We start from the raw sequence: 13157 nt of genomic DNA, 5'->3' as shown, positions 1-13157 counted from the left end.
CTGCATTCCCACGCGGACGGTTCGACGCCTCGACGTGGGAACGATCAGTGCAAGGGTTAGTGTCGGTAGTGGGCGCCCGTGTGTTGCTGCGGCAAATGCGCTTCGCCGTGAAACAGTTTTTCCCGCAGGCTGCCGCTGTCGTACGCGGTCTTGTACGAGCCGCGCCGTTGCAGTTCCGGAATCACCAGATCGATGAAATCCACATAGCTTTCCGGGGTGACGATGCGGGTCAGGTTGAAGCCGTCGAGGCCGGTTTCGGCGATCCACGATTCCAGTTCATCCGCCACTTGCTGCGGCGAACCGACCACGGTGATGTAGCGCCCGCCGAGGGCGTGCTGGTCGAGTAATTTGCGGCGGGTCCAGTCGTTGTTCTGCAAGTTCTTGGTGGCGGACTGGATCGCGTTGCTTTTGACGTACTGGATCGGTTCGTCGATTTCGTACTGGGAAAAATCGATCCCGGTGGAGGCCGAAAAATGCGCCACGCCCGCTTCGGCGCTGGCGTAGCTCAGGTATTCGGCATGCTTGGCCCAGGCCGCTTCCTCGGTCTCGCCGACGATCACGTTGAGGCCCATGAACACCTTGATGTCCTCGGGATTGCGCCCGGCTTCGACGGCGCTGGCCCGGACCTTGTCCACCTGCGCCTTGGTCGACGGCTTGTTCTGGCCGCTGATGAACACGCACTCGGCATGCCGCCCGGCGAACAGCAGACCGCGATCCGAACTGCCGGCCTGGAACAGCACCGGCGTGCGCTGCGGCGACGGTTCGCACAGGTGATAACCCTCGACCTGATAGAACTCGCCCTTGTGTTCGACCTTGTGCACCTTGTCCGGCTGCGCGTAGATCCGCTGCTGCGGATCGTTGAGCACCGCACCGTTTTCCCAGCTGCCTTCCCAGAGTTTGTAGAGCACTTCGAGGTACTCGTCGGCCTGGTCGTAACGCCGGTCGTGCTCGACCTGTTCACTGAGGCCCATCGCCTTGGCGGCGCTGTCCAGATAGCCGGTGACGATGTTCCAGCCCACCCGTCCACGGCTCAGGTGATCGAGGGTCGACATGCGTCGGGCGAACAGATACGGCGGCTCGTAGGTGAGGTTGGCGGTCAGGCCGAAACCGAGGTTTTTGGTCACCGCGGACATCGCCGATACCAGCAGCAACGGATCGTTGACCGGCAGCTGAATCGACTCTTTCAGGGTGACGTCCACCGAGTTCTGATAGACGTCGTACACGCCGACGATGTCGGCGATGAACAGCCCGTCGAACAGCCCGCGCTCCAGCAACTGTGCCAGTTCGGTCCAGTATTCGATTGTCTTGTACTGGGTTGAGGTGTCGCGGGGATGGGTCCACAACCCGTGGTTGATGTGGCCGATGCAGTTCATGTTGAACGCATTGAGCAGGATCTTTTTCTTGCTCATCAGATGGTCCCTCGCAGCGGCGGGTTTTCATCGTTGAGGTAGTAATTGCCCACCGCGTGGTACTTCCAGCGCACCGGGTCGTGCAGGGTGTGAACCCGGGCGTTGCGCCAGTGACGGTCTAGGCCGTGTTCGATCAGGGTGGCCTGGCTGCCGGCCAGTTCGAACAGGGTGCTGCCGGCGGCCAGGGAGATTTCGGTGCTGATTGCCCGTGCTTCGGCGACGGCAATCGAGGCTGCCGCAACGGTCTCGGCGTTAGTCTCGGCCTGGGCGGCGTCGAGGAATTCGCCGGCACGTTCGAGCAGCGCTTCGGTGGCGTGCAGGCGGATACTCAGGTGGCCGAAGCTCTTGAGGGTCAGCGGGTCTTCGGTGGCCTTGTCGTTACCCGAATCGATCCATGGCCGGGTCTTGCTGCGTACAAAGTGCAGCGCGTCTTCGTAGGCGGCGCGGGCTATGCCGGTGTCGATGGCGGCGTGAAGGATCTGCGCCAACGGGCCTACCGGGGTCGGGCGTTCGAAAGCGCTCTGGAACGGAATGACATCTTCGGCAGTGACGTACACGTCTTCGAACACCACCGAACCGCTGCCAGTGGTGCGCTGACCGAAGCCGCTCCAGTCGTCGATCACGGTCAGGCCTTTGCTGTCGCGCGGGACGAACGCCAGTTGCTGCACACCGTTTTCATCGACCACGGACGTTGGAATGCGTTGGGCGTAAATGGCGCCGGTCGCATAGAACTTGCGGCCGTTGATGCGATAACCGCTGCCGTCGCGCTTGAGGCTGGTGACACGGTCATGGGCGGTCCTGGTGCCCAGCTCTGCCAGGGCATTGCCGAAGCGCTGGCCGGCGAGGACTTCGGCGTACAGGCGTTGTTTCTGCTCGTGGCTGCCGTTCACCCGAAGCACTTCCAAGGCATAGAAATGGTTCTGTGGAATCTGCCCCAGCGAGCCGTCAGCCCGGGCAATCAGCGCGATGACTTTGGCCAGGGTCACGTTGGATACGCCGGCGCCACCGTACTCCTTGGGCACGCTGATGCCCCACAGGCCGGAGCGGGAAAACACGTCGAGCTCCGGCAGCGGCAGCCGGCGTTCGCGGTCGCGCAGGTTGCTGTCGCGCTGGAAATCTTCGGCCAGGTCGCTGGCGACGATCAGGGCTTGCTCGTCGCTGGTGATGAGCGCGACGGGATGGGAAAAAGTCATGTATTTCTCCAGAGATCTGGTCAAAAGTGTTCGGGTCGTCAGATCCAGGAATGGCGAGCCGGCAACTTGCCGTTGAGGCGCCAGGCGCCAACTGCGTGGTACTTCCAGCGCACCGGGTCGTGCAGGGTGTGCACCCGGGCGTTGCGCCAGTGACGGTCGAGGTTGAATTCGGCGAGGGTCGCGCGGCTGCCGGCCAGTTCGAAGAGTTTTTCGCTGGCCAGCAGCGAGATCTCGGTGGTCAGCACTTTGGCTTCGGCTACGGCAATCGATGCGCGGGCGGCGGATTCGGCGGTCAGTGGCGCGGCGTGCACCTGATCCAGCACCTGCCCGGCCTTGCGCAACAGCGCTTCGGCAGCGTGCAGTTCGATTTTCAGTTTGCCGATGTCGGCGATCACGTAGAGGTCATCGCTGGCCCGTTCGACGTTAGCGTCGATCCACGGCCGGGCGCGGGTCTTGACGAATTCGATGGCGTCATCGATGGCGCCACGGGCGATACCGGCGTCGATCGCTGCCTGAATCAGCTGCGAAACCGCGCCCTGGGTGTTGGGCTTTTCGTTGATCTTCCAGTTGTCCACCACGAGGCCGGCATCGACCCGCACGTTGTTCAACAGGATCGTGCCACTGGCGGTGGTGCGCTGGCCGAAACCGGACCAGTCATCGACGATGCGCAGGCCCGGCGTGCCCCGACGGACGAAGGCCAAAACCTGTTTACCGTCATCGTTCAGCGCCTTGACCGCGACCCAGTGGGCGAACAGGGCGCCGGTGGAGTAGAACTTCTGGCCATTGATCACGTAGTCATCGCCGTCGGCGGTGATGCGCGCTTTCAATTCCAGGGTGTCCTTGGTGCCGCGTTCGGGCCCGGCGTTTCCGATGCGCCAGCCTTCCAGAACGCTCTGCAACAGCAGTTTTTTCTGCTGTTCGGTGGCGCTGCCGAGGATCAGGTTGATGATGCCGAACTGGTTCTGCGGGATCTGCCCCAATGCCGGGTCGGCTGCGGAAATGATCGCGAACACTTCGGCCAGGGTCACGAAGGAAACCTGCGGGCCACCGTACTCGCGCGGAATCGCGATGCTGCCGAGGCCGCTGCGGGTGAACTGTTCGATTTCCGACCACGGCAGCTTGCGCTGGCGATCGCGTCTGGCGGCCTGCACGCGAGCGACTTGCGCCAGCTCGTGGGCGGCCTTGATGGCTTGAGCGTCGTTGCGCAGCACTTGCGCGGGCAACAACAACGGGGCGATGTCCAGGTCACTCTGGACGTTTGCGTCTGCCAGACTGGACATCAGTGCCGCTCCCTGGCTGCACGCAATGCCCTGGCGATCTGCACTGGGGTGATTGTGTTCCGGACCATGTTACCTACCTCACATCTCATGAAAAACGCCGCAAAAGTGCGGCGAACGAAAGAATGTCCGGTGGTCCGGTTCATATACCCTAAGCGCGTATAAAATTTAAATAAACTAACTTTTAGGAATATGTATAGAAGGGGGCGTGGTCCGTCTGGTTAAGCGTGCGGCGGCGAGGGAAGTCGTCCCTCACCGGCCGTCGATGCTCATTTTTTTTGCGGCTCTGCTGCCTTCGGCGTTTCCTTGAGCGGCACCTTGAGGTAGGGATTCACGCAACCGATCTTCAGCGTTCGCGGCGGCGCCCAACGCGAGTTGTTGCCGACCCGGTCGAGGATGCAGTAGGTCACATCCAGCCGCAGGTCTTCGCCGGCCTCGGTGATGATCGCCGGCGGCACCCAGACCTGAATCGGCTGGCCGACATCGGCCGGGGTGATGCGCGCCAGGTCCATCCGCACATCGCCCCAGCGCAGGGTGATGGCATCGCCTTCAGCCATGTTCAGGTACGGCTCGATGGTCAGTGGTACGCCACGCTTGATCTGGTTCGCGTTGACCCCCTGACGGCGAATGGTCTCGGGCAGGGTCACAGGGGCCAGTTGCTGGTTTTCGTCACCACACACCGCGGGGGGCTGCCCGCCGGGGCAGTCGAGTTTCACCGTGACGCGCGCCGCCGCCGACAGTGATGGCCCGTGACCCACCCGCATGACCCGGTAGTGAATACGTGATGAGCCGCTGACGATAAAGCTCTCGGGCACCCGCAGACTCACCGGGGCTGCGAGGTCTTGCGCTGTCAGCAGGTGAGAGGCGACATAGCAGTTGTTCCAGAACAGTTCGATCAGGTCGCCGGTGTCCATGTCCGGGTAGGGCGGCACATCGACCAGCAGATGCGCCGCTGCTGCGAGATTGATGCCGTTGTTTTGCGAGGGCGCCACGCTCGGCGCGGTCAGTTCGGGGATAAGCGAAGTGCGGGTCATGAAATCCTCTCCTTGAAGCCTTGCAGCGAAATCCGTTTCTGAAAGTTCAAATGGCCAGAATTGCCCGGTAATAAAAACCAGTACTTTCGGCCAATCGTTATAGGGTCTTTGTGATGTAGCGGCTTGCGATGAGTGACTAGATAAAAGTTCACTGAAAGGCATGTCAATGGATGGCGTTAGTTAATTGCAGAATTACGGACTTATCAGAATGCTCCTACGTCGATAAGGCACTCTACCTATCTGGAACGGCGAATTAAGCCACGTTTTTTCCAGGCTTTACCGGCTGTGGCGGCTATTGAACTGCGCAAAGGAAGACGAGTGAGAGGGCGCAATTCAATCATGCCCAGTGTGTTGCAGGACATGGATAAGTAGCGCAATTGTTTGATTGAGTTGGTGTTGTGGAATGTTTAAACATAACTTCCATCCATGGAAGTTTGTATTCAGGAAAGTTTGCGGATCAGCCGTTGTTTCTGAACTTGCTGAGGAACTGTCGAGTGCGTTCTTCTTTCGGATTGGCAAACAACGCTTTCGCTTCACCTTGTTCGACGATCACGCCTTTATCGAAAAACACCACGCGGTTGGCCACGTCACGGGCGAACGCCATTTCGTGGGTGACGATCACCATGGTGCGTTTCTCCTCGGCGAGGCCGCGGATGGTCGCCAGCACTTCACCTACCAGCTCCGGATCGAGGGCCGAGGTCGGCTCGTCGAACAGGATCACTTCCGGCTCCATCGCCAGCGCCCGGGCAATCGCCACGCGCTGTTGCTGGCCACCGGACAGGCGCCGTGGGTAGGCGTCTTCCTTGCCCGCCAGGCCGACCTTGGCCAGCAGCTTCTTGCCCAGGGCAATGGCTGCATCGCGAGGCGTCTTCTTGACCACGATCGGGCCTTCGATGACGTTTTCCAGGGCGGTGCGGTGGGGGAACAGGTTGAAGTTCTGGAACACGAAGCCCACATGCTGGCGCAGGTTGCGCACCAGGCTCTGCTGCTGGTTCAGCGGGCGACTGGTATCGATCTCGATCTCGCCGACCTTGATCCGGCCGCTGGTGGGTTCCTCGAGGAAGTTCAGGCAGCGCAGGAACGTGGTCTTGCCCGAGCCGCTGGGGCCGATGATTGCCACGACCTCGCCTTCCTTCACCTCCAGATCAATGCCGTTGAGCACGACTTGACCCTTGAACTGCTTTGTCAGTTTTTCCACGACAATCATGGGGTCAGGACTCCTGGTCGTGCCGATTGACCCGCTCTTCCAACTTGTTCTGGAAGTGCGACAGCACCGTGGCCAGAATCCAGTAGATCAGCGCGGCGGCAAGATACATGGTGAAGACTTCGAAAGTCCGGGCGGTAATCAGCTGTGCCTGACGGAACAGCTCCGGCACCTGAATGGTGGCGGCCAGTGCGGTGTCCTTGACCAGCGAAATGAAGCTGTTGCCCAGCGGCGGCAACGCCGTGCGCATCGCCTGCGGCAGGATGGCCCGGCGCAGGGTCTGCGCGCGGGTCATGCCGATGCTCGCAGCGGCTTCCCACTGGCCGCGCTCGATCGAACCGATCGCGGCACGCAGGATTTCACAGGCGTAGGCGGCCATGTTCAGCGAGAAGCCGATCAGCGCCGCCGGCAGCGGGTCGAGTTCCATGCCCAATTGCGGCAAGCCGTAATAGATCACGAACAGTTGCACCAGCAACGGCGTGCCGCGAAAGAACGACACATAGATGCGGGCCAGCCAGCTGACCGACTTGAAACGCGACAGGCGCATCAACGCCAGGCCAAAGCCCAGCAGCAGGCCGAAAAACATGCCGCCGAGGCTGAGGATTACCGTGTAGTACGCGCCCTTCAACAGGAAGGGCGCGGAGTCCAGAGCGAGTTGGAAAGCTTCTTCCATTATTGGGTGACGTCAGCGTTGAAGTATTTCTTGGACAGCTTCTCAAGGGTGCCGTCGGCACGCAGTTCGTCGAGGGCCTTGTTCACGGCGGCCAGCAGTTCAGGTTCGCCTTTGCGCAGGGCAATACCCGCTTCCTGACGGGAGAAGGCTTCACCGGCAGCGACGGTTTTTGGCGCTTTCTGGGCGTATTCCAGTGCAGCCAGTCGGTCGATCAGGATCGCGTCGGTACGTCCGTTGTTCAGGTCGGCGAACTTGGTCGGATCATCGTCGTAGGTGCGAACGTCGGCACCCGGCACGTTGGCGCGGACCCACTGTTCATAGTTGGTGCCCAGACCGACGCCGACTTTCTTGCCGGACAGGTCGGCGGCGGATTTGATGTTCAGCGCGGCTGCCTTGTCTTTCAGTACCAGTGCCTGAATCCCTGAAACGGTGTACGGCTCGGAGAAGTCGTACTTCTTCTTACGCTCTTCGGAGATGGTCACCTGATTGACCACCACGTCCAGACGCTTGGATTCCAGGGCCGCGAGGATGCCGTCCCATTTGGTCGGCTGAATCTTGGCCTTCACGCCCAGCTTCTTGGCCAGGGCTTCGGACAGCTCGACTTCGAAACCCGACAGCTTGCCGTCGGCATCGACGAAGCTGAACGGTGGGTAAGTGCCTTCCAGGCCGACGTTGATAACGCCTTTGTCCTTGATCTGTTGCAGTTGCTCACCGGCAACCGCCTGCCCCAGCAGACCGGCGCTCAGTGCCAGGCCCAGCGAACCTACCAGCAGATTTCGACGTAGTGCGGAAAGAATCATGACAAGCCCCTGTGTTTTCTTATGGAAGACGCTTAAGGAAAGTTGGCGAATCCGGGAATTGGACGACAGCGCTATCCTGCCTTAAAGCAGCTTATGCGTCTCTCGCGAAATTCGCCTGCGGCGAGACTATAGGGTGGTTCTTTTAGAATGGAAAATAATGAATTTTCCATTTGTTATTCATCTGCGGAATATGCGTTTTTCGTATTCCGGGCTGTGTTCCCACGCAGAGCGTGGGAGCGAGCGCGTCAGAGAAAATCCTTGTACGCAAACAACGCCGGGGCGCCGCCGGTGTGCAGGAAGATGATCGGGCCGTCGTCGAAACGCCCGCGACCGATGCCGTCGAGCAGTCCGGCCATGGCCTTGCCGGTGTAGACCGGATCGAGCAACACGGCGTCCTGGCTGGCCAGCAGCTTCACCGCCGACAGCGTCCCGGCATTCGGCTCACCATAGCGCGGGCCGAAGTATTCGTCCCACAACTCGACCTTGAAGCTGTCCGGCAGCGCCACACCCAGCAGGTCGGCGGTGCGTTCGGCGAGGCCCTGGACTTTCGGGCGCTGATCTTCTTCGCTGCGCGACACCGTCACGCCAATCACCGGCAGTTGTGGCAGGGCTTCGCTCAGGGCCAGCGCCAGACCGCTGTGAGTACCGGCGCTGCCAGAGGCCAAAACGACGGCGGAGAATTGCAGGCCGGTGTCCTTGATCTGTTCTGCCAGCTCCAGACCGGCGCGCACGTAACCCAGCGCGCCGAGGGCGTTGGAGCCACCGATCGGCACCAGGTACGGCTTCTTGCCGTTGCTGCGCAGGCGCACGGCGAGGGCGGCCAGTTGTTCGTCGGCGTTGTCGAGGTTGTCGACCAGCTCGACCTTGGTGTCGAACAGGTCCAGCAGCAGGCGGTTGCCGTTGCCGGTGTAGTTGCTGTCGTCGGTGCCCAGCGGGTTTTCCAGCAGCGCTACGCAACCCAGGCCCAGTTTGGCGGCCAGCGCGGCAGTCTGGCGAACGTGGTTCGATTGCAGTGCACCGGCGGTGATCAGGGTATCCGCGCCTTGGGCGATGGCATCGGCGGCGAGGTATTCGAGCTTGCGCAGCTTGTTGCCGCCCATGGCCAAAGGCGTCAGGTCATCGCGTTTGATGTAGACATCGCGGCCGAGCCAGGTGGACAGGCGCTCGAGTTTTTCCAGTGGGGTCGGTTGGCCGAGCAGGTCGAGGCGGTTGAAGCGTTGCAGCTGTTGATTGATCGGTTGTGTGGACATGGTTCCGTACTGATGCAAGGAGATGTCAGGACTATAGGCACGCCGATTTACCGGGGCAACCGCCAATCGCTTATAGCCAAATGTGCTTAACCCAGCACTATCGGTTCTTAATTCGCCCCGGTGGGGTTGCCGTAAAGTAGTCGCCGTTGACGCGGCCAGACAGTCCGGCCGCCCGTGAGGAGTCTTTACCGTGAGCGAGCGTTCCAGCCATTGGCAATTGCAGACCATCGTCAGCCAGCTGCGTACTGCGCGGGATCAGTGGCGTGCGCAAAACGGGCGCGCGTCCGGCGAGCAGGGCGGGCGTGAATTGCCGTCCCGTGATGCGATGGCGCAGATCCTTGAAGCCCTGTGCGGCGCACTGTTTCCGATGCGGCTGGGGCCGGTGGATCTGCGTGAAGAGAGCGAGGATTTCTATGTCGGTCACACCCTCGACGTTGCGTTGAATGCATTGCTGGCTCAGGCACGACTCGAACTGCGTTACGTCGCCCGTCACAGCGCCCAGGCCGACACTGAAGTCGAGGCCGAAGCCATCCGGATCATCCAGGATTTCGCCCTCGCACTGCCGGGCCTGCGCAGCCTGCTCGACACCGATGTGCTGGCCGCCTACCACGGCGACCCGGCGGCGCGCAGCGTCGATGAAGTGCTGCTGTGCTATCCGGGGATTCTGGCGGTGATTCACCATCGTCTGGCCCACCATTTGTATCGCGCGGGTCTGCCGCTGCTGGCTCGGATCAGTTCGGAAATCGCCCACTCGGCGACCGGCATCGATATTCACCCCGGTGCGCAGATCGGCCGCAGTTTCTTCATCGACCACGGGACGGGCGTGGTGATCGGCGAGACCGCGATCATCGGCGAGCGCGTCAGGATTTATCAGGCGGTGACCCTTGGCGCCAAACGCTTCCCGGCGGATGAGGACGGCCAGCTGCAGAAGGGCCATCCACGCCATCCGATCGTCGAAGACGACGTAGTGATCTACGCCGGGGCGACAATCCTGGGACGGATTACCATTGGCAAGGGCTCGACCATCGGTGGCAACGTGTGGCTGACCCGCAGCGTACCCGCCGGGTGCAACCTGACCCAGGCCAATCTGCAGCATGATGACGGGACGCAGAAGTAACGCTTACACCTGATCGTTCCCACGCTCCTGCGTGGGAACGCCTACAGGGACGCTCCGCGTTCCGAACTCCCCCCGAAATACAGAGTGGCCCGCAATATGACGCGGAGCGTCAAGGGCGGCATTCCCACGCAGAGCGTGGGAACGATCAGTTGGGAACGATCATCCTCGCCACAGCGTCATAACCCCTCTTGAGCTAGCGTACGAAAGGTACCGCTGAGCCCTGCGATTAGTCCTGAGCGTACTATCCATGTTTAACTTGAACGTTCATTCAAGTTAAACCGGCGGTTCGCTGCCCGCTCACAACAGGAGGCTTGCCTTTGCTGAGTCCGATCATTTCAGCCATTTTCCAACCCCTTGAGGTGCACCGTTCATGAGTGCATCGTCCACCCCCGCCAGCGGTCTGGTACGCATGAATCCGCCGGTGTTCTGGTTCGCCGCGACGGTGATCCTGCTTTTCGGCCTGACGGTCATCGCCATGCCGGAACAGGCCGGCGCCTGGCTTCTCGAAGCGCAAAACTGGGCGGCCAACACGGTCGGCTGGTACTACATGCTCGCGATGACCCTGTATCTGGTCTTCGTGGTGGTCACCGCGTTATCGGGCTACGGCAAGATCAAACTCGGTGCCGACCACGACGAACCCGAATTCAGTTACCTGTCCTGGGCCGGCATGCTGTTCGCCGCCGGGATCAGCATCACGCTGTTTTTCTTCTGTGTGTCCGAACCGCTGACCCATATGCTCCAGCCGCCGCAAGGCGAGGCCGGCACGGCGGAGGCGGCGCGTCAGGCGATGCAGATTCTGTTTCTGCACTGGGGCCTGCACGGCTGGGGCGTGTTCGCCTTTGTCGGCATGGCGCTGGCGTATTTCGCCTACCGGCATAACCTGCCGCTGGCCCTGCGTTCGGCGCTGTATCCGCTGATCGGCAAACGCATCAACGGCCCCATCGGCTACGCAGTGGACGGCTTCGGCATTATCGCCACGGTGTTCGGCCTCGGTGCGGACATGGGCTTCGGTGTGCTCCATCTCAACTCCGGTCTGGACTACCTGTTCGGCATCGCCCACACCCAGTGGATTCAAGTCGGCCTGATCACGCTGATGATGGGCGCAGCGATCATCGTCGCCGTCTCCGGCGTGGATAAAGGTGTGCGGGTCATGTCCGACATCAACATGCTGCTGGCCTGTGCGCTGCTGCTGTTCGTGTTGTTCGCCGGCCCCACCCAGCATTTGCTCAACACCCTGATCCAGAACCTCGGCGACTACCTCGGCGCCTTGCCGATGAAAAGTTTCGACCTCTACGCCTACGACAAACCGAGCGACTGGCTCGGCGGCTGGACAGTCTTCTACTGGGCCTGGTGGATTGCATGGTCGCCGTTCGTGGGCCTGTTCATCGCACGGATTTCCCGTGGCCGGACCATCCGCGAATTCGTCTTCGGCGTGCTGCTGATTCCGCTGGGTTTCACCCTGGCGTGGATGTCGATCTTCGGCAACAGCGCCATCGACCAAGTGCTCAACCACGGTATGTCGGCGCTGGGCATGTCGGCCCTCGATAACCCGTCGATGACCCTCTATCTGCTGCTGGAAACCTATCCGTGGAGCAAGACCGTTATCGCGGTGACGGTGTTCATCAGTTTCGTGTTTTTCGTCACCTCCGCCGACTCCGGCACCGTGGTGCTCTCGACCCTGTCGGCCAAGGGCGGCAACCCGGATGAAGACGGGCCGAAATGGCTGCGGGTGTTCTGGGGCGCGATGACCGCGCTGGTGACCAGTGCGCTGCTGTTCTCCGGCAGCATCGATGCGTTGAAGTCGGCGGTGGTGCTGACCTCGCTGCCGTTCTCGCTGATTCTGCTGCTGATGATGTGGGGCCTGCACAAGGCGTTCTATCTGGAGTCGCAGAAGCAGATCGCGCAACTGCATTCGCTGGCGCCGGTGTCCGGTTCACGGCGTGGCAAGGGCGGCTGGCGTCAGCGTCTGAGTCAGGCCGTCCACTTCCCGTCGCGGGACGAGGTGTACCGCTTCATGGACACCACGGTGAAGCCGGCCATCGAAGAAGTGACGGCCGTGTTCGCCGAGAAAGGCCTGAACGTGGTCACCCAACCGGATCCGGCGCACGACAGCGTCAGCCTGGAAATCGGTCACGGTGAACAGCACCCGTTCATCTACCAGGTGCAGATGCGCGGCTACTTCACGCCGTCGTTCGCCCGTGGCGGCATGGGTTCCAAGCAGCTCAACAATCGCCGCTACTACCGCGCTGAAGTGCACTTGAGCGAGGGCAGTCAGGACTACGATCTGGTCGGTTACACGAAAGAGCAGATCATCAACGACATCCTCGACCAGTACGAACGGCACATGCAGTTCCTGCATCTGGTGCGTTGATCGGGGCAGGGCGCCGGGACGATTCAGGTCTCGGCGCTCAGCACCATGAACAACACCATCGCCGCCAGCGGCACGCCATACACGGCGCTGCCGATCGCAATCTCCGACCCCAACGGCTGCCCGGCGTGGACCACGCCGACCGCACCATTGATCACCGTCAACGCCAGCCACAACGCCGCGAAACCATAGGCCAGCGTCTGCCGACTGAAACCGATGCGCTCGCCGATGTAAAACATCAATGCCAGCAGGATCAGGCCGAAGAAGATGATGATTGCGGTGTGCATGGTGGGTTTCGCCTGGTGGGTTCGTTTACCTGTGATTCGTCCAGCTCGGTGTCCTTTTAGAGCATAGCCAAACCAGCCCATTCTTTTCGTATCTCTCCGCCGGCTGACCATGACGCTCTGTCTATGTCATCCAGACTGCGAGCTGCATCAGATCTTCACGTAACGATCGATTTCAAGATGTGTAATTTAGCTTTCTGATTGGTGGTTACACCTATAGTGCGCTGCATCTACGGGTGTACAGGAAGGGGCTCTAATGAAATTCCCGGTCGTTCTGCATAAGGATTCCGACTCAGACTACGGAGTGATCGTCCCCGACATTCCGGGTTGTTACTCGGCAGGCGGTACAGCCGCTGAAGCTATCAGCAACATTCAAGAAGCACTGGCATTGCACTTTGCGGGACTGGTCGAGGATCGCGAGTCGTTGCCGCAGGTGCGGGATATTGGTGCTCATCTCGACAACCCGGAATACGCCGGAGGCGTTTGGGATGTAGTCGAGTTTGATATCACCCCATATTTTTCGATCTGACTCCCATGCCGTTAGAGCG

At 60.9% G+C, this 13157-nt stretch carries 11 protein-coding genes and 1 pseudogene; 3 read left to right on the top strand and 9 right to left on the bottom strand.

All coding sequences use genetic code 11. The annotated features are described in order from the left end of the window. Positions 1-56 precede the first annotated feature (56 nt). The 8 genes from CAF77_RS11160 to CAF77_RS11125 all read right to left on the bottom strand — a co-directional run bounded on the left by CAF77_RS11160 (position 57) and on the right by CAF77_RS11125 (position 8840). Entirely contained in the window at positions 57-1409 is a 1353-nt protein-coding gene (locus tag CAF77_RS11160) for an LLM class flavin-dependent oxidoreductase (RefSeq protein ID WP_064382726.1), read from the bottom strand. Further along, complete coding sequence (locus tag CAF77_RS11155; protein ID WP_085654486.1) at positions 1409-2602, bottom strand: SfnB family sulfur acquisition oxidoreductase; 1194 nt, start codon at positions 2600-2602, stop codon at positions 1409-1411. The genes CAF77_RS11160 and CAF77_RS11155 overlap by 1 nt, the downstream gene beginning before the upstream one ends. 38 nt (positions 2603-2640) lie before the next feature. Then, positions 2641-3882 (bottom strand): SfnB family sulfur acquisition oxidoreductase, encoded by a 1242-nt coding sequence (locus tag CAF77_RS11150; protein WP_064382728.1) that lies wholly within the window; start codon positions 3880-3882, stop codon positions 2641-2643. A gap of 266 nt (positions 3883-4148) precedes the next feature. Continuing rightward, positions 4149-4913, bottom strand: coding sequence for a hypothetical protein (locus CAF77_RS11145; RefSeq protein WP_064382729.1), 765 nt, complete (start codon positions 4911-4913; stop codon positions 4149-4151). A 457-nt stretch (positions 4914-5370) separates the two neighbouring features. Beyond that, entirely contained in the window at positions 5371-6120 is a 750-nt protein-coding gene (tcyN, locus tag CAF77_RS11140) for an L-cystine ABC transporter ATP-binding protein TcyN (RefSeq protein ID WP_064382730.1), read from the bottom strand. A gap of 4 nt (positions 6121-6124) precedes the next feature. Further along, positions 6125-6790, bottom strand: a complete 666-nt coding sequence (tcyL, locus tag CAF77_RS11135; protein ID WP_011331947.1) for a cystine ABC transporter permease — start codon at positions 6788-6790, stop codon at positions 6125-6127. Continuing rightward, on the bottom strand, positions 6790-7590 hold the full coding sequence (tcyJ, locus tag CAF77_RS11130; protein WP_011331948.1) for a cystine ABC transporter substrate-binding protein: 801 nt from the start codon (positions 7588-7590) through the stop codon (positions 6790-6792). Before tcyJ ends, tcyL begins: the two co-directional genes overlap by 1 nt. Positions 7591-7835: 245 nt before the next feature. Continuing rightward, entirely contained in the window at positions 7836-8840 is a 1005-nt protein-coding gene (locus CAF77_RS11125) for a D-cysteine desulfhydrase (RefSeq protein ID WP_064382731.1), read from the bottom strand. A 190-nt stretch (positions 8841-9030) separates the two neighbouring features. On the opposite strand from CAF77_RS11125, the gene epsC reads away from it, so the two are divergent. Beyond that, entirely contained in the window at positions 9031-9957 is a 927-nt protein-coding gene (gene epsC / locus CAF77_RS11120; protein ID WP_064382732.1) for a serine O-acetyltransferase EpsC, read from the top strand. 409 nt (positions 9958-10366) lie between these two features. Next, the gene (gene betT / locus CAF77_RS11115) at positions 10367-12328 is read left to right on the top strand and encodes a choline transporter BetT (RefSeq protein ID WP_162831787.1); all 1962 of its coding nucleotides are present in this window, start codon (positions 10367-10369) and stop codon (positions 12326-12328) included. A 23-nt stretch (positions 12329-12351) separates the two neighbouring features. Here betT and CAF77_RS11110 read toward each other — a convergent pair whose 3' ends face one another. After that, positions 12352-12612, bottom strand: coding sequence for a hypothetical protein (locus tag CAF77_RS11110; RefSeq protein ID WP_007952727.1), 261 nt, complete (start codon positions 12610-12612; stop codon positions 12352-12354). 253 nt (positions 12613-12865) lie between these two features. Here CAF77_RS11110 and CAF77_RS11105 point away from each other — a divergent pair. Next, positions 12866-13129, top strand: a pseudogene (locus CAF77_RS11105) (type II toxin-antitoxin system HicB family antitoxin); the annotation flags it as partial. Between the last annotated feature and the right edge of the window lie 28 nt (positions 13130-13157).

The sequence above is a fragment of the Pseudomonas sp. R15(2017) genome (genome assembly GCF_002112685.1).
Lineage (GTDB): Bacteria > Pseudomonadota > Gammaproteobacteria > Pseudomonadales > Pseudomonadaceae > Aquipseudomonas > Aquipseudomonas glycinae.
The sequence above is the reverse complement of the archived record's forward strand: the minus strand, read 5'-3'. Positions and strand labels throughout refer to the sequence as shown.

What these genes read in the sequence shown, in the direction of transcription:
- CAF77_RS11160 (WP_064382726.1), bottom strand. Translation starts at nt 1,409, where the DNA reads ATGAGCAAGAAAAAGATCCTGCTCAATGCGTTCAACATGAACTGCATC.
- CAF77_RS11155 (WP_085654486.1), bottom strand. Translation starts at nt 2,602, where the DNA reads ATGACTTTTTCCCATCCCGTCGCGCTCATCACCAGCGACGAGCAAGCC.
- CAF77_RS11150 (WP_064382728.1), bottom strand. Translation starts at nt 3,882, where the DNA reads ATGTCCAGTCTGGCAGACGCAAACGTCCAGAGTGACCTGGACATCGCC.
- CAF77_RS11145 (WP_064382729.1), bottom strand. Translation starts at nt 4,913, where the DNA reads ATGACCCGCACTTCGCTTATCCCCGAACTGACCGCGCCGAGCGTGGCG.
- tcyN (WP_064382730.1), bottom strand. Translation starts at nt 6,120, where the DNA reads ATGATTGTCGTGGAAAAACTGACAAAGCAGTTCAAGGGTCAAGTCGTG.
- tcyL (WP_011331947.1), bottom strand. Translation starts at nt 6,790, where the DNA reads ATGGAAGAAGCTTTCCAACTCGCTCTGGACTCCGCGCCCTTCCTGTTG.
- tcyJ (WP_011331948.1), bottom strand. Translation starts at nt 7,590, where the DNA reads ATGATTCTTTCCGCACTACGTCGAAATCTGCTGGTAGGTTCGCTGGGC.
- CAF77_RS11125 (WP_064382731.1), bottom strand. Translation starts at nt 8,840, where the DNA reads ATGTCCACACAACCGATCAATCAACAGCTGCAACGCTTCAACCGCCTC.
- betT (WP_162831787.1), top strand. Translation starts at nt 10,367, where the DNA reads ATGAATCCGCCGGTGTTCTGGTTCGCCGCGACGGTGATCCTGCTTTTC.
- CAF77_RS11110 (WP_007952727.1), bottom strand. Translation starts at nt 12,612, where the DNA reads ATGCACACCGCAATCATCATCTTCTTCGGCCTGATCCTGCTGGCATTG.